This window comes from Pseudomonas sp. VD-NE ins (assembly GCF_031882575.1).
In the GTDB taxonomy this organism is placed as follows: domain Bacteria; phylum Pseudomonadota; class Gammaproteobacteria; order Pseudomonadales; family Pseudomonadaceae; genus Aquipseudomonas; species Aquipseudomonas fluorescens_BZ.
In genome coordinates this window covers 2,979,918-2,996,270 of sequence record NZ_CP134772.1, presented here as the reverse complement: position 1 = coordinate 2,996,270, position 16,353 = coordinate 2,979,918, and the positions used below count along the sequence as shown (strand labels likewise).

Below are 16,353 nucleotides of genomic sequence, written 5' to 3'. Positions count from 1 at the left end.
CTGTCTGATTAAGGGGATTGCCATCTGCAATCCCCTCAACGGAACGGTTTAACCACGAACGCCTTGCTGCAAATTGCCAGAAGCTTGCACAGACGCAAGCATTCTTATGCCCGATGCCGCTTCGCGTTCAGTCGCTCACGGAAAGCAGTGATGTCACTGCTGTCCACCTGCCCTGCCATCGCAGCACTTTCCTGGGCGTTCAACGCTTCGTTGCCAAAATCGACGCCTGACAATAACTCCCTTTCTACAAACGGCCGCCGTAACGTGTTGCCCACATCGCGGCCCCCGCCCTGCAGCACCGCAAACAACACACTAACTACCTACCAGAAAGTTTCAATTCCGCACTTTGAACACAACAAAAACACTGTCTTTTATGGTTGCACACCAACATCAACAGAAGCCCTGAATCGCTTGATACCTGAAAACGAAATACCCTGTTATACGAGTGCATAACTTGCAACGCAACCAGCCTTTAAATACTCGCTGCACAATGCTTATCCTGAATTGACTTGCTAACTCCCCACGCCAGCCTGAATCAGGATAAATATCATGCGTCCAGCATTAACCAGTGAAACTTCATTCTCCGATCACTCCTTGTTTGACAAACAGGAAAGAACCGCTATCGCTCAGGCATTGACTGCCGCCGCTCTAAGTTCGGGCGCCATTGTGTCTTCGGGAACGACCACCGCAAGTATCCCTGCACAGAACTCTGCCAAAGTCAGTCTGCAGGATCTGTTTATCCCTGTCATTGTCGGTAGTACGTTTGATGAGGCCTACGAACCGGCACGTATCGCATTGGAAAAACTCATTAAAAGTGAAGACTTTTCATTAGCCATCAAATTGCAGGCTTATCCGGCCAGCGCTCGGATAGGTGTCGATGCCAAAGAAACATTTTTTGCAATCGTTGAAGATGGCAGAGATGAAATACCCATCGCAAAAGATGATGAGACCAATATGCTCGCCGCGTTCGCGAAGAACACCGGCGGTTATATCTATTCAGGTAACGTCGTCAGCATAGAGCAATGGCTTGCGTTTGAAGGCTTGAATCTGCCGCAGACCCTCGGCGAGATCAAACAGTTGATCAGCTATTTAAACTTCGAGCTTCCCGCCGCCCCGGCATCAGGTAACTATCACGAACTGGCAAACGCCGAAGCGGATTCTCCCTTTCACTTATCCAGCACCGCCCGAGACACCATCAAAGAAGTTATACAAGACGCCACTCAAGGCACGACCAGCCTTTTGCAGAAGGTGACCTACGCCGGATTCAAGCTGACACCTGCCGCACAGAAACGCGAACACGCGGATAAAATCCTGACGGGTATATTGCGAAGCGACAGCGCCAGGAGCATCGGTCAAAAGCTCCATGAGCGCCTCGCTTGGCATCTCGAAACGGCCGATGAAAGCGCGCGCAACCGGCAACTCAGCGAGTTGATGGTCGCAGCGTTAATCGTCAGCATGGCGACACCGCAAGATCATCTCCCTTTGGCCGGTTACGACCCCTACCAACCGTCCAATGCAACACGTCATGCTGCGCAAGTGCGTGAAGACCTGGAACAGCATCTCGTTGCTCAAGGCATGATCGACTCCGGCAATTCACCGCTGGCAGCGCACTTGTTATTGGCGGGCACCGCGCCTGAATTCCTGATACCGGACATTCCCGCTGAACTGACTCTGGAGAAGCCCGGCTGGGTAGTGATTGCTCAGGCAGTGGCATTGATCGAACAGGCGTCGCCGGGTTCATCACGCTTGATGACGTTCGCGCAAATAAAAGCATTTGCCGACCTGCCACCGCAGTCCCAGGAACAAGACGAACTTCACGCGGCGGCCGGATTTATCCCGGCGATCAACTGGGCAGTCCTCAATGGGGTTATCGAATATCGGGCTGAAAAAGATTACGACAACGCCACACTGGTCAAAGCTGCCGAACATTTCGAGCGCTACATGGAGGCGCTCAGCCAATCCGAAACAGGCCTGTCGACCGCCCCACCCGATCGAAAAAAAGTAGCCCTGGAGGCACTGAAGAAAGTCATGCCTGATGGCAGCTACCTCGAACAAAAAGCGTTTTACATAAAGTATCTGGACAGTTTTAAAGATCGTAGCTGGCTGGAAGCCCTCAAGGCCGGAAGCCCCGTCAGCATTTTTTCCGAACTTTATGATCTGCTGGTCAGCACTACCGATCACAGTGAATTCGCAACAAACAAATTACTGCGATTACGCTTTTCTGTGCTGGATCTGTATCTCTCCGGTGACCTGATCGAAAAAGGAACGTTAACGCAAAGGTTCGAGCAAAAAAGCGCTTTCAAACCACCTACGGGGGCGTTCAACCGGTTATCTGAACTTCCCTCTCCTGGCTTATTGTTTGATCGAGCCTTCGATATTTATTATCAGGGCGTGCGCGAAGGCTTGTCCTCGATCATAAGAATGGCTATCGCCAACATGCCGGAAGATGACCGCCGTGCCCTGACCAACAGCAATGTGACGCTTTACACCGTCAGGAAGGAAGTCAATCCACTCAACCCACAAGAAGAAACCCAGTTCGCCCGTGATGAGGCCATAGGCCGCTACGGCATTATTCTGTGCTGCAAAAGCGGCGAGACACTACGTGCCTATGAGTTATTCACCTTGCGCGGCCTGTGCCGCGAGCGCCCGGAACTGGCAGCACTCTTGCGAAGCAGCGACATCATTCACTCTCGCCCGACACTTTCCTTCACGGGCAGCAAGTACGATTTTCAGCAAAAAAACAAAGCCCTGGAGTGGCCGCTTGACTTTGCGGCTTACCGCGAGGGCAGCGAACCGCGCGAGGGCGAAACGTCAAGCGTGGTCGTGGAAAAGCTCTGGCACCTGTACCCGGACGCCACGGATTTTCGACCGGTTTCCCTGTTCTTTTCCCGACAGACCAATGCGATCGCTGAATGCATATTGAACAACCATCCCGTGGCGAGCCGCGATGAGCTATATGCCTCACTCAATGTTCCGACAGAGCTGGAGGAATGGCGCACCAGCAAAGAAGCTGTTGAACGCCTGGTGATCAACGTAATTGTCCCTTTCAAGCAATGTATTGAAGATATCAGCTCCGGGCGAACAGACCGGGTGTCGGAAGGTATCGGTGGATGCATACTGGACGGACTGTCAGTCCTCGGCTTATTGATCGGGCTAGGCTCTACAGCAGCAAGTATCCTGGCTAAAACCGGTTCGACAACGCTCAAGATTTTGAACATATCCAAAGCCGTCGCCCGCGCAGCGTTGTCATTGGTCAATCCATTGGATGGGGTGCCGACGCTACTACGTAAAGGCTTGCGACTCACCCTTCGCGGTTTGCTGTTTGTGGGGGAAAACAGCCTTACAGCAGTCAGTTCCGCCACGAAACAGTTGAAAAAGCTGAGCGGTAGCGTTCAATCCAATGAGCTGATCAAGGCTGTCCAATTGACCGATGCAAAAATCGGCACATGGCAGCGGTCCGATGACATTAATGAACTTGTCGAAATAGCTGCGCACCAACGCAATGGTGGCTGGCACGCCTGTCATCACAAGACAGGCAGTCCGTGGGGACCGCGACTGAAACACTTCAAACTGTTCGAATTTTCCCCACTGCGGCGCCTTATCAATCGCTTCAAGCCCCAGAGCTACACGAAGATTTACATCAAAAAGGCCATCCCTGTTGCGAAAAGCAAACTCGACAACAGCCTTCACCTGCTCGGCGATGCCGATTCCGAGTTAGATGTTCGCAGGGTTTTGAAATGCCTGTTTGGCACAGACTCCGATGAGGCCATTGCTCATCTCGCTCAGAAGTTGCGAGTAATGCGTAAAGATCTGGATGCCTTTACGATGTCCAACATCTCGTTCAAGCGTACCAATGTGAACGCGGTGGCTGCGTTGCATGTTCCGGATTACAAACGCTGGAAACGGGCAGTCACTAACAAGACGCTGGCGAAAGAATCAATCAAACGATTCATCAAGGTTTATCCAGATCACCTTGATGAACTGTATCGGGCAGCCAAATATGATGAATCGCGGGTGGCCGATGTTCTGATTCACGAAATGTCACACGGTGGCCCCGGCACATTCGATCTCTACTACGGAAAGTCGCTGAACCGCGTTGAGTTTGATATTGCATCGCTGATCGATCTCGCCCGTAATCCTCGTATGGCAGATCCTTCGTTCAGCAATCCGCACAGGCTTGTCGACAGGAGCAAGTTCACCAATCTGGATGAATTCGTGTCCGCTCGCGCCAGCTTGCCGCCGTTGATTCAAAAACATCCTGCTTTTTACAATGCGGACTCTTATGAGGTGGCAGTATCGTTGCTTGACCAGATCAAGTCAGATCCACGCGGGTTCGCCGTAAATATGACAACGATAGAAACGGCACTGGCAAATCCTGCTTTGAACGAGTTCATCGATTCACTGGAAATCAATCTCGGTCGATCATTCGAATGAACACTTGCTGATTCCTGCCGCTGTCCATGAGAGGAGTTGGCGCACCAGAGTAAAACTGCCGTGGGGCTGCCCTGGCGGCAGTTCGACGGCCATTGACTGTGGTTTAATTGCGCGCTTTCAAGTCAAGCTTGCGCATTCAGGAACACCCCAGCCCATGAAGTCCTCTCCCACCAAAGTCCTGGTCATCGGTTACGTCTGGCCGGAGCCGCGCTCTTCAGCGGCCAGCGGTCATGTGATGCAGATCCTCGAAACATTCCTGCAACAAGGCTGGGACATCACCTTCAGCAGCCCGGCCGGGCCCGGCGAGCACAAGGCGGATCTGGGCGCACTGGGCATTCGCGAGGTGCCGATCGAACTCAATAACAGCAGCTTTGATCATTTCATCAGCGAACTGGCACCGGACATCGTCTTGTTCGACCAATTCATGATGGAAGAGCAGTTTGGCTGGCGGGTCGAGAAACACTGTCCTCAAGCGCTGCGCGTGCTGGAAACCTCCGACCTGCAAAGTCTGCGGCATGCGCGTCATCAACGGCTCAAGTCTCGCCTCAAGGTCAATCCGGACCAGAACGATTTCAGTGACGTGTTCGCCCCCGCCCTGCTTGACGAATTCGAGCTGATGGCCGAGACCGATCTGGCCAAGCGAGAAATCGCCGCTCTGTATCGTTGCGATCTGAACCTGATGATCTCTGAAGTGGAAATCGAATTGTTGATCGAACAGTTCGGCTTGCCTCGGCAGCTGCTGCACTGGTGCCCGTTGATGATCACCCCGCCTGCGGCCGAACCGGTCACGTTTGCAGATCGGACCCATTTCCTGAGCATCGGCAACTTCCGTCATGCGCCCAACTGGGATGCCGTGCTGTGGATGAAGAGCACGATCTGGCCGCTGATTCGCCAGCAATTACCGCAGGCGCAACTGCATGTTTACGGCGCCTACACGCCACCCAAAGCCACCGCACTGCATAACGCCAGCGAAGGTTTCCATATCATGAACTGGGCCGAAGATGCGTTGCAGGTGATGTCTGCCGCACGGGTATGCCTGGCGCCTTTGCGCTTTGGTGCCGGCATCAAGGGCAAACTGATCGATGCCATGCTGTGTGGTACTCCCAGCGTGACCACGCCGGTTGGCGCCGAGGGCATGCACGGCGATCACGCCTGGCCTGGGGCCGTCTCGAACAGCGCAATAGAGATCGCCAGCACTGCCGTTTCCCTTTACAAGGACCAGACGCGTTGGCAGACAGCGCGGCTGGCAGGCTATACGTTGCTGGAGAATCGCTACCAACAGTCAATACACGGTTCGGCATTGATAGAAAAGTTGCGCTACTGCCAACAACACCTGCATGGCTTGAGAGCCAGAAACTTCATCGGCAGCATGCTTCGCCATCACTCACACAAAAGTACTCAATACATGTCGCAATGGATCGAGGCTAAAAATCGCCACACCTCATCCGAAACAGACATATAAGCAAAAACAACGACATGACCTGCATTAAAAACAGCATTGGCTGATCAAACACAAGAAACTATAAACATCCTGCGCGCGCACTTTAATAAATAACCGAAATATCAATCCACGCAGGATGCGAAACATGAACCAACTTGAAGGATTCCAGGCTCACCGCTGGATGGCCGACACCCCTGAAACAGATAACCTTTCACTCTTCGAATTGACCCTGCCAGGGACGCACAATGCGGGCTGCGACATGGAGGCATCTTACGCATTACTACCCGGAAGACACTGGCTTGCCTGTCAGGACGTGCCCATCTTCGCACAACTGAATCGTGGTTCCAGAGCACTTGATGTGCGTCTGGGCTATGACGCCAGCGCTCAGGGCCTGGCAAGATTCCGTTTTCAGCACAACGGTTATCTATCGTCGCGCACCCTTGAAGACCTCGTGCGCGAGATCAATGCTTTTTGTGAAATGAGTCGAGATGAATTTATCGTTCTGGACTTTCATGAGTTAGGCACTGACAGCGATCACTTCGATCACCCGGAATTCATCCAGATGATCCTCGAGCACCTCCGTGAGCGCATTATTCCCGCGCAAAATCTGCATCTGACACTTGGCGAACTCAAGGCAATCAGCACGTCGCAAAGAATCATGGTGGCAGGCCCCACGATTTCGTTTCATGACCCATACCACTTTTATCGAAGAATCAATCACCAGTGGGCCGGCCACGACGAGGTCAGCACTCTCGAATTGCGTTTGCACATAGCCAAGGTACTGGCCTCGCCTCCGGACAACTTAAACCCCTGGTCGTTGTCGGCAACCAGCTTTAGCCTTACAGAGGGTCCGCGACGCATTCTGGGCAATCTTGACAGCTGGTTCGATCCCGCCAAATCCGATTGGGCGAGCAAGTGCAACATTATCAACTTCGACTTTATCAAGAGTTCCAAAATCGTGCGCTTTTGCCAAAAAGCCAACATTGAAAAAGCTCTTTACAAATCAATACAATAATCATCAATGGATGGCGGCAACGCCCGCCATCGACAACCTTTCGCTCTTCGAACTGATCAGCAGCACAACGGTTCCAGAGCACTCGACATACGTTTGCTCTACGATCCAAAAGCCGTTGGGCCTTCCAGATTCGCCATGCCCCACAATGGCTTTCGCAACTCCCGAACGCTGGATAATCTGCTGACCGACATCAATGCCTTTCTCGGTTACGTACTGGCACAAAGCGGCTGGAAAGAGGCATTATCGGCCAGCGATAGCAAAAAAAGCGCACCGCCATGACCCGAACCGCCCGCGTGACCGACCCCTCGTACGAGTTGATGGATGACCATAACGGCTTGTCCATCATCTACCGCCAGCATGGTTTTCCGTGCCCGTTGGTGCGCTGGCATTTTCACAAGGAATACGAGCTGCACCTGATCGTTGCCAGCTCCGGCAAAGTATTCATCGGCGACTACATCGGCAATTTTTATCCGGAAACCCTGTTCCTCACTGGCCCCAATCTGCCGCACAACTGGATCAGCCAAGTGGCCGAAGACGAGGTCGTGGAAAAGCGCGACATGCTGGTCAATTTCACCGACGAGTTGTTCGAGAGTGGCCATCAGGTGTTTGCCGAACTGAAAACCCTGGCGCCCTTGCTGGAGCGCGCGCAGTACGGCATCGAGTTTCGCTGCAAACACACTATCCGCCAGGCCATGACGCTGATGCAGCGCATCGCTGACAGCAAGGGCATCACCCGCCTCGGGCACTTTTTCATCCTGATGGAGCTGCTGGCCGCCAGCGATGATTTCCAATTGTTGTCCGGTGCCACCACACCGCAATTGGCCGACGAGCACAATATCGATCGCACCAACCGTGCGGTCGATTACATCTTCAGCCACTACGCCCGCGACATCTCGCTGGAAGAAGTCGCTGAACACCTGGGCATGACACCGACCTATTTCAGCCGGGTATTCAAACAGGCCACCGGGCGCAATTTCATCGAGTTCGTCAACCGCCTGCGTATCAGCAAATCCTGCGAGCTGCTGGCTGATGGCGACAAACCGGTGACCGAGGTGTGCTTTGAATCGGGCTTCAACAATATTTCAAATTTCAATCGGCGCTTTCAGCAGCTCAAGGGCATGACGCCGTCGCACTATCGCCGGCTCGCGGTGCAGCGCCTGACGGAACAAAACCACCTCTGACACTCCGGACTAATGTGGGAGCTGGCTTGCCAGCGATGGGGCTCTCACTGCCGACATCTTCATTGACTGCCTCACCGCTATCGCTGGCAAGCCAGCTCCCACAGGTTTGCGCATTTGCTGCTGAAACCAATACGCAACCGAAAGCCTCACACCGCTGAAAACCCCTTCCTTGCGTTTTCGCCTTCAAACGCCAGTACAAAAAAGTATCGATCAAAGTGCTAGGGATGATTTGTCAGCCCCGCGATTGAAGGCTGTAATCAGCGCACATTCTTCCTGCACAGGAAGACACAAAAACAATAACTGTCCTTCTGTTACCCACCGGGTGCAGAAAAGGAGTGCACGATGCAACCCACTGCAAAAGCTCTGCTTGCCCTCACCTGCATGACCCTCAGCAGCGTCAGCCTTGGCGCCCAGACCCTGACCATCGCCACCGTCAACAACAGCGACATGATCCGCATGCAAAAGCTCTCGAAAACCTTCGAGACCGAGCATCCGGACATCAAGCTCAATTGGGTGGTGCTCGAAGAAAACGTTCTGCGCCAGCGCCTGACCACCGACATCGCCACCCAGGGTGGTCAGTTCGACGTGTTGACCATTGGCATGTACGAAGCCGCACTGTGGGGTGCCAAAGGCTGGCTGGAACCGATGAAGGATCTGCCGGCCAGTTACGCCCTCGACGATGTGTTCCCGTCGGTGCGTGAAGGCCTTTCAGTCAAGGGTTCGCTGTACGCCTTGCCGTTTTATGCGGAAAGCTCGATCACCTATTACCGCACCGACCTGTTCAAGGATGCCGGCCTGACCATGCCCGAGCGTCCGACCTGGGAGCAGATCGCCGGTTTCGCCGAAAAACTCACCAACAAAGACAAAGAACAGTACGGCATCTGCCTGCGTGGCAAGGCCGGCTGGGGCGAGAACATGGCGCTGATCACCACTGTCGCCAACGCCTACGGCGCGCGCTGGTTCGATGAGAAATGGCAGCCCGAATTCAACGGCCCGGAATGGAAAAACGCGCTGAATTTCTACGTCGATACCATGAAGAAATCCGGCCCGCCGGGGGCGTCCAGCAACGGCTTCAACGAAAACCTCGCGCTGTTCAACAGCGGCAAATGCGCAATGTGGGTCGATGCCAGCGTCGCCGGCTCGTTCGTCACCGACAAGACCCAGAGCAAGGTTGCCGATCACGTTGGCTTCACCTTCGCCCCGCATCAAGTGACTGACAAAGGTTCGGCCTGGCTGTACTCGTGGGCGCTGGCGATTCCGACCAGTTCCAAAGCCAAAGACGCCGCCAAAGAATTCAGCGCCTGGGCGACCTCCAAAGAATACGGCGAACTGGTGGCCAAAACCGACGGCATCGCCAACGTACCGCCAGGCACTCGCGCTTCGACCTACAGCGACGCCTACATGAGCGCCGCGCCGTTTGCCAAAGTGACACTGGAGTCGCTTAAGGCTGCTGACCCGAGCAAACCGACGCTGAAGCCGGTGCCGTATATCGGCATTCAACTGGTGACCATTCCTGAATTCCAGGCCGTGGGTACGCAAGTTGGCAAGCTGTTCTCGGCGGCGCTGATTGGCCAGACCACAGTGGATCAAGCCTTGACTGCCGCGCAGCAAACCACTGAACGCGAGATGAAGCGCGCCGGTTATCCCAAGTAACCGCCTCTAAACCTGTGGGAGCTGGCTTGCCAGCGATGAGGCCGGCACATTCGACATTGCTGTCGGCTGAACTATCGCTATCGCTGGCAAGCCAGCTCCCACAGGGTCCGCGCCGATGTCAGGAATGTTGTCTTTCCTGAACATGTTTCTGCACCCAATCTGGTTGTAATCACCATGAATACTTCAACTGCCAAAGCCCACCTCGACCTGTCGCAACCTGCGCGCAAGGTCCGCGTACGCAATCCCGGCTGGTTTCTGGTCAGCCCTTCGGTGGCCCTGTTGCTGCTGTGGATGATCGTGCCGCTGGGCATGACCATCTACTTCTCGATGATCCGCTACAACCTGCTCTACCCCGGTGAAAACCAGTTCGTGGGGCTTGAGAACTTCACCTATTTCCTGACCGACTCGGGCTTCATGCCCGGCGCCACCAACACGCTGTTGCTGGTCGGTAGCGTGTTGCTGATCAGCGTGGTGTTGGGCGTGTTGATCAGCGCGCTGCTCGAGGCCAGCGAATTTCTCGGGCGCGGCATCGTCCGGGTCATGCTGATTTCGCCGTTCTTCATCATGCCCACGGTCGGCGCGCTGATCTGGAAGAACCTGATCTTCCATCCGGTCTCGGGGATTCTCGCCTACATCTGGAAACTGTTCGGCGCGCAACCGGTGGACTGGCTCGCGCACTACCCGTTGCTGTCGATCATCATCATTGTCTCGTGGCAATGGCTGCCCTTCGCGATCCTGATTCTGATGACGGCCATGCAGTCCCTCGACCAGGAACAGAAAGAAGCCGCGCGCCTCGACGGTGCCGGGCCGATCGCGATTTTCTGGCACCTGACCCTGCCACACCTGGCGCGGCCGATTGCCGTGGTGGTGATGATCGAAACGATCTTCCTGCTGTCGGTGTTCGCCGAGATTTTCACCACCACCAACGGCGGCCCCGGGTACGCCTCGACCAACCTCGCCTACCTGATCTACAACCAGGCGCTGGTGCAGTTCGACGTCGGCATGGCCTCGGCGGGTGGCTTGATTGCCGTGGTCATCGCCAACATCGCCGCGATCATTCTGGTGCGGATGATCGGCAAAAACCTGACTGACAAAGCCTGAGGCCTGCCATGACTCTCCAACAATCCCGCCGGCTGCAAAGCCTGCTGCTCGGTACTCTGGCCTGGGCCATCGCGATCGTGATTTTCTTCCCGATCTTCTGGATGGTGATGACCAGTTTCAAAACCGAAATCGACGCGTTCGCGACGCCGCCGCAGTTCATCTTCACGCCGACGCTGGAGAACTACCTGCACATCAATGAGCGCAGCGACTACTTCAGTTTCGCCTGGAACTCGGTGGTGATTTCCTTCAGCGCCACAGCCCTGTGCCTGTTGATCGCGGTGCCGGCAGCGTACTCGATGGCGTTTTACGAAACCCAGCGCACCAAAGGCACGCTGCTGTGGATGCTCTCGACCAAGATGCTGCCGCCGGTGGGCGTGCTGATGCCGATCTACTTGCTGGCGAAGAGTTTCGGCCTGCTCGACACGCGTATTGCGCTGATCGTGATCTACACGTTGATCAACCTGCCGATTGTGGTCTGGATGGTTTACACCTACTTCAAGGACATCCCCAAAGACATCCTCGAAGCCGCCCGCCTCGACGGCGCCACGCTGTGGCAGGAAATGGTCCGCGTGCTGCTGCCGATCGCCAAGGGTGGACTTGCTTCGACCGTATTGCTGTCGCTGATCCTGTGCTGGAACGAGGCGTTCTGGTCGCTGAACCTGACCTCGTCGAAAGCCGCGCCACTGACCGCTTTGATTGCCTCGTACTCAAGTCCTGAGGGGTTGTTCTGGGCCAAGTTGTCGGCGGTGTCGACCCTGGCGTGTGCGCCGATCCTGATCTTCGGCTGGATCAGCCAGAAACAACTGGTGCGCGGCCTCTCGTTCGGCGCCGTGAAATGAACATCCCGAATCCAACCCTATCCCCTGTGGGAGCGAGCCTGCTCGCGAAGGGGCCGTGTCAGTCACCATCATTGGTAAATGACACACCGCATTCGCGAGCAGGTCGAATCGTCGCACCGTCGCTCCCACAGAAAAGCCGATCTGGTTTAACCCAATAATAAATTGCGGAGGCCCATCATCATGGCCAACCTGAAAATCAAGAATCTGCAAAAAGGCTTCGAAGGCTTCTCCATCATCAAAGGCATTGACCTTGAAGTGAACGACAAAGAATTCGTGGTCTTCGTCGGCCCGTCGGGCTGCGGCAAATCCACCTTGCTGCGGCTGATCGCTGGTCTGGAAGAAGTCAGCGACGGCACCATCGAACTCGATGGCCGCGACATCACCGAAGTCAGCCCGGCCAAGCGCGACCTGGCCATGGTGTTCCAGACCTACGCGCTGTACCCGCACATGACCGTGAAAAAGAACATGTCCTTCGCCCTCGATCTGGCCGGCGTGCCGAAAGCCGAAGTCGAGAAGAAAGTCGGCGAAGCGGCGCGCATTCTCGAACTCGGACCAATGCTCGAGCGCAAGCCAAAACAGCTCTCCGGTGGCCAGCGCCAGCGCGTCGCGATTGGCCGAGCCATCGTGCGCAATCCGAAAATCTTCCTGTTCGACGAACCGCTGTCCAACCTCGACGCCGCGCTGCGCGTGCAGATGCGTCTGGAGCTGCTGCGCCTGCACAAAGACCTGCAAGCGACGATGATCTACGTGACCCATGATCAGGTCGAAGCGATGACCATGGCCGACAAGGTCGTGGTACTCAATGGCGGCAAGATAGAACAGGTCGGCTCGCCACTGGACCTGTATCACAACCCGGCGAACCTGTTCGTCGCCGGGTTCCTCGGCACGCCGAAAATGGGCTTCCTCAAAGGCAAGATCGCCCGCGTCGATGGCCAGAGCTGCGAAGTGTCGCTGGACGCTGGCACGCGCATCACCCTGCCCTTCAACACCGCCAATCTGAGTGTCGGCAGCGCCGTGACCCTCGGCATTCGCCCGGAACATCTGGAGCTGGCGCAAGCGGGCGACTGCACCCTGCAAGTCACCGCCGACGTTAGCGAACGCCTGGGTAGCGACACTTTCTGCCACGTCACCACCAACGCCGGCGAAGCCCTGACCATGCGCGTGCGCGGTGATCTGGCCAGCCGGTACGGCGAACAACTGAGCCTGCACCTCGACCCGGCGCACTGCCATTTATTCGATGCCGAAGGTGTCGCATTGACCCGTCCGCTGCGCGCTGCGGCCTGATTTCGAGAACTCCCGATGAAACTCAATCAACAAAATCTCCATCGTCTGGCCGCTGAAGTGCAACTGCCGGCCTATAGCCTCAGCGACACCCGCCAAGGCATCGCCCACATCGGCGTCGGCGGTTTCCACCGTGCGCATCAGGCGTATTACACCGATGCCTTGATGAACACCGGCGAAGCCCTCGACTGGGCGATTTGCGGCGTCGGCCTGCGCGCCGAAGACCGCCGCGCCCGCGACGATCTCAAGGAACAGGATTACCTGTTCACCCTGTTCGAACTGGGTGACAGCGACGACACCGAAGTCCGCGTGATCGGTGCGATTCGCGACATGCTGCTGGCCGAGGACGGCGCTCAGGCGTTGATCGATAAACTCGCCGACCCGCAGATCCGCATCGTCTCGCTGACCATCACCGAGGGCGGTTACTGCATCGACGACAGCAACGGCGAATTCATGGCGCACCTGCCGCAGATCCAACACGATCTAGCCCATCCCGAGGCGCCAAAAACCGTGTTCGGCTTCCTGTGTGCGGCCCTGGAAAAACGCCGCGCGGCGGGCATTCCGGCGTTTACCGTGATGTCGTGCGATAACCTGCCGCACAACGGCGCCGTGACGCGCAAAGCGCTGCTGGCGTTCGCCACGCTGCGCAACAGCAATCTGTGCAGCTGGATCGACGCCAACGTCAGTTTCCCCAATGCCATGGTCGATCGCATCACACCGATGACCAGCACCGCGCATCGCCTGCAACTGGCCGACAAACACGACGTCGACGATGCCTGGCCGGTGGTCTGCGAGCCGTTCGTGCAGTGGGTGCTGGAAGACAAATTCGTCAACGGCCGCCCGGCTTGGGAAAAGGTTGGCGTGCAGTTCACCGACGATGTTTCGCCCTATGAAGAAATGAAGATCAAACTGCTCAACGGCAGCCATTTGGCGCTGACCTATCTGGGCTTTTTGAAGGGTTATCGGTTTGTGCACGAGACCATGAACGACCCGCTGTTCGTGCGTTATATGCGCGCCTACATGGATCTGGACGTGACCCCGCAACTGGCGCCGGTGCCGGGCATTGATCTGACGGATTACAAAAATACGCTGGTGGCGCGGTTTTCCAATCAGGCGATTGCCGATCAGTTGGAGCGGGTCTGCTCGGACGGCTCGTCGAAGTTTCCCAAGTTCACCATTCCTACCATCAACCGGTTGATTGTCGATGGGCAGGAGACTAAACGGGCGGCGTTGGTGGCGGCGGCGTGGGCGTTGTATTTGAAGGGGGTGGATGAGAATGGTGATACCTATTCGATCCCGGATCCGCGCGCGGCGTTTTGTCAGGCGTTGGTGGCGGACGATGCTTTAATTACGCAGCGGTTGTTGGCGGTTGAGGAGATTTTTGGCACGGCGATACCGCGTTCGGCGGAGTTTGTGGCGGCGTTTGAGTGGTGCTGCAACAGCTTGCGTGAGGACGGTGTGACGCGGACTCTGGAGCGGATTCTTGCCTGAAAAAGCCCCTCACCCTAACCCTCTCCCAAAGGGAGAGGGGACCGACCGAGTGGTTCTTTCGGAATACATCGACCTGAAAGTCCGGAGTTGAACTCAGGTTTTGAACAGCTCCGGTTTGAGAGAACCGCAGTCGAACTCAGGTTTTGAACAGCCCCGGTTGAGAGAACCGCAGTCGAACTCAGGTTTTGAACAGCCCCGGTTGAGAGAACCGCAGTCGAACTCAGGTTTTGAACAGCCCCGGTTGAGAGAACCGCAGTCGAACTCAGGTTTTGAACAGCCCCGGTTTGAGAGAACCGGAGTCGAACTCAGCTTTTGAACAGCCCCCCGATCGGCTCCCTTTCCCCCTCGCCCCCTTGGGGGAGAGGGCTGGGGTGAGGGGGTAAGCTCTTGATCTTCACCACACCCGAGTGGTTCACACATGACAACACAACAATTGTTCCTAGGCATCGACTGCGGCACCCAAGGCACCAAAGCCATCATCCTCGACGCCAGCAGCGGTCAAGTCCTCGGCCAAGGCGCCGCCGCACACACGATGATCAGCGGCGCCAACGGCCGTCGCGAACAAGACACTCAGCAATGGCTCGAAGCCTTCACCCTCGCCACCCGCCAGGCATTGCTCGCGGCGAATGTCGATGGCCAGTCGATCCTCGGCATCGGCGTCTCCGGCCAGCAACACGGTCTGGTCCTGCTCGATGATCAAGGCGAAGTCCTGCGCCCGGCCAAGCTCTGGTGCGACACCGAGACCAGCGCCGAAAACGACCGGCTGCTCACTCATCTGGGCGGCGAAAAAGGCTCGCTGGAACGTCTCGGTGTGGTCATAGCGCCGGGCTACACCGTGTCGAAACTGCTCTGGACCAAAGAGCAGCACCCCGTGGTCTTTTCGCGCATCGCACGCATCCTGCTGCCCCACGACTACCTGAACTTCTGGCTCACCGGCCGCGCCTGCAGCGAGTACGGCGACGCCTCCGGCACCGGCTATTTCAACGTGCGCACCCGCCAGTGGGACTTGCAACTGCTGCGCGACATCGACGCCAGCGGACGCCTGCAAGCCGCATTGCCTGAGCTGATCGATGCACATCAATCTGTCGGCACCATTCTGCCGGCGATTGCCGAACACCTCGGCATCAACCCCGACGCGTTGGTATCGAGCGGTGGCGGCGACAACATGATGGGCGCCATCGGCACCGGCAATATTCAGCCCGGCGCGATCACCATGAGCCTCGGCTCCTCCGGCACGGTGTACGCCTATTCCGACGCACCGAAAGTCAGCCCGGACGCCTCGGTCGCGACGTTCTGCTCGTCCAGCGGCGGATGGTTGCCGCTGATCTGCACGATGAACCTGACCAACGCCACCGGCGCGATTCGCGAGCTGTTCGACCTCGACCTGCAGCAGTTCAACGACCTCGTCGCCCAGGCCTCCATCGGCGCCGACGGCGTGAGCATGCTGCCGTTCCTCAACGGCGAACGCGTCCCCGCCCTGCCCCACGCCACCGGCAGTTTGCACGGCTTGACGCTGGATAACCTGACCCAGGCCAATCTGTGCCGCGCCGCCGTCGAAGGCACCACCTTCGGTTTGCGTTACGGGCTGGATTTGCTCCGCCACAATGGTTTACAAAGCCGCAGCATTTGCCTGATCGGCGGCGGCTCGAAAAGCGCGGTGTGGCGGCAGATCGTCGCCGACATCATGAACACCCCGGTGATCTGCACCGAACAAAGTGAAGCCGCAGCCTTGGGCGCAGCGATTCAAGCGGCGTGGTGCAAATCCTGGTCGAACGGCCACGAAAACACCCTCGCCGATCTGTGCCAGCGCTGCGTGAAACTCGATTCCAGCAGTGAAACCCTGCCGATTGCCGCCAACGTCGCGGCGTTCCAGCAGGCCTATGAACGCTATCAACAGCATGTCGCAACCCTATAAAG

General features: G+C 56.6%; 11 protein-coding genes. All 11 read left to right on the top strand.

Annotated elements, in window-relative coordinates; translation table 11 throughout:
- The first annotated feature begins 549 nt into the window (after positions 1-549).
- The 11 genes from RMV17_RS13270 to xylB all read left to right on the top strand — a co-directional run bounded on the left by RMV17_RS13270 (position 550) and on the right by xylB (position 16,351).
- The gene (locus tag RMV17_RS13270) at positions 550-4,434 is read left to right on the top strand and encodes a hypothetical protein (RefSeq protein ID WP_311886803.1); all 3,885 of its coding nucleotides are present in this window, start codon (positions 550-552) and stop codon (positions 4,432-4,434) included.
- Between the two features lie 154 nt (positions 4,435-4,588).
- Complete coding sequence (locus tag RMV17_RS13265; RefSeq protein ID WP_311886802.1) at positions 4,589-5,896, top strand: glycosyltransferase; 1,308 nt, start codon at positions 4,589-4,591, stop codon at positions 5,894-5,896.
- Between the two features lie 124 nt (positions 5,897-6,020).
- Positions 6,021-6,890 carry a phospholipase gene (locus tag RMV17_RS13260; protein ID WP_311886801.1) on the top strand — a complete coding sequence of 290 codons (870 nt, stop codon included), beginning with the start codon at positions 6,021-6,023 and terminating at the stop codon, positions 6,888-6,890.
- A gap of 135 nt (positions 6,891-7,025) precedes the next feature.
- The gene (locus RMV17_RS13255; protein WP_311902255.1) at positions 7,026-7,169 is read left to right on the top strand and encodes a hypothetical protein; all 144 of its coding nucleotides are present in this window, start codon (positions 7,026-7,028) and stop codon (positions 7,167-7,169) included.
- Positions 7,166-8,071 carry an AraC family transcriptional regulator gene (locus tag RMV17_RS13250; RefSeq protein WP_311886799.1) on the top strand — a complete coding sequence of 302 codons (906 nt, stop codon included), beginning with the start codon at positions 7,166-7,168 and terminating at the stop codon, positions 8,069-8,071. Before RMV17_RS13255 ends, RMV17_RS13250 begins: the two co-directional genes overlap by 4 nt.
- 342 nt (positions 8,072-8,413) lie before the next feature.
- Positions 8,414-9,724: a sugar ABC transporter substrate-binding protein gene (locus tag RMV17_RS13245; protein ID WP_311886798.1), complete on the top strand. Its 1,311-nt coding sequence runs from the start codon at positions 8,414-8,416 to the stop codon at positions 9,722-9,724.
- A 174-nt stretch (positions 9,725-9,898) separates the two neighbouring features.
- Complete coding sequence (locus RMV17_RS13240; RefSeq protein WP_034154320.1) at positions 9,899-10,825, top strand: carbohydrate ABC transporter permease; 927 nt, start codon at positions 9,899-9,901, stop codon at positions 10,823-10,825.
- Between the two features lie 8 nt (positions 10,826-10,833).
- Positions 10,834-11,664 (top strand): carbohydrate ABC transporter permease, encoded by an 831-nt coding sequence (locus tag RMV17_RS13235; RefSeq protein WP_034154211.1) that lies wholly within the window; start codon positions 10,834-10,836, stop codon positions 11,662-11,664.
- 180 nt (positions 11,665-11,844) lie between these two features.
- On the top strand, positions 11,845-12,948 hold the full coding sequence (locus tag RMV17_RS13230) for a sn-glycerol-3-phosphate ABC transporter ATP-binding protein UgpC (protein ID WP_311886797.1): 1,104 nt from the start codon (positions 11,845-11,847) through the stop codon (positions 12,946-12,948).
- A gap of 15 nt (positions 12,949-12,963) precedes the next feature.
- Positions 12,964-14,436 (top strand): mannitol dehydrogenase family protein, encoded by a 1,473-nt coding sequence (locus RMV17_RS13225; RefSeq protein WP_311886796.1) that lies wholly within the window; start codon positions 12,964-12,966, stop codon positions 14,434-14,436.
- Positions 14,437-14,854: 418 nt separating this feature from the next.
- The gene (gene xylB, locus RMV17_RS13220; protein WP_311886795.1) at positions 14,855-16,351 is read left to right on the top strand and encodes a xylulokinase; all 1,497 of its coding nucleotides are present in this window, start codon (positions 14,855-14,857) and stop codon (positions 16,349-16,351) included.
- The last annotated feature ends 2 nt before the right edge of the window (positions 16,352-16,353 follow it).

What these genes read in the sequence shown, in the direction of transcription:
- RMV17_RS13270 (WP_311886803.1), top strand. Translation starts at nt 550, where the DNA reads ATGCGTCCAGCATTAACCAGTGAAACTTCATTCTCCGATCACTCCTTG.
- RMV17_RS13265 (WP_311886802.1), top strand. Translation starts at nt 4,589, where the DNA reads ATGAAGTCCTCTCCCACCAAAGTCCTGGTCATCGGTTACGTCTGGCCG.
- RMV17_RS13260 (WP_311886801.1), top strand. Translation starts at nt 6,021, where the DNA reads ATGAACCAACTTGAAGGATTCCAGGCTCACCGCTGGATGGCCGACACC.
- RMV17_RS13255 (WP_311902255.1), top strand. Translation starts at nt 7,026, where the DNA reads ATGCCCCACAATGGCTTTCGCAACTCCCGAACGCTGGATAATCTGCTG.
- RMV17_RS13250 (WP_311886799.1), top strand. Translation starts at nt 7,166, where the DNA reads ATGACCCGAACCGCCCGCGTGACCGACCCCTCGTACGAGTTGATGGAT.
- RMV17_RS13245 (WP_311886798.1), top strand. Translation starts at nt 8,414, where the DNA reads ATGCAACCCACTGCAAAAGCTCTGCTTGCCCTCACCTGCATGACCCTC.
- RMV17_RS13240 (WP_034154320.1), top strand. Translation starts at nt 9,899, where the DNA reads ATGAATACTTCAACTGCCAAAGCCCACCTCGACCTGTCGCAACCTGCG.
- RMV17_RS13235 (WP_034154211.1), top strand. Translation starts at nt 10,834, where the DNA reads ATGACTCTCCAACAATCCCGCCGGCTGCAAAGCCTGCTGCTCGGTACT.
- RMV17_RS13230 (WP_311886797.1), top strand. Translation starts at nt 11,845, where the DNA reads ATGGCCAACCTGAAAATCAAGAATCTGCAAAAAGGCTTCGAAGGCTTC.
- RMV17_RS13225 (WP_311886796.1), top strand. Translation starts at nt 12,964, where the DNA reads ATGAAACTCAATCAACAAAATCTCCATCGTCTGGCCGCTGAAGTGCAA.
- xylB (WP_311886795.1), top strand. Translation starts at nt 14,855, where the DNA reads ATGACAACACAACAATTGTTCCTAGGCATCGACTGCGGCACCCAAGGC.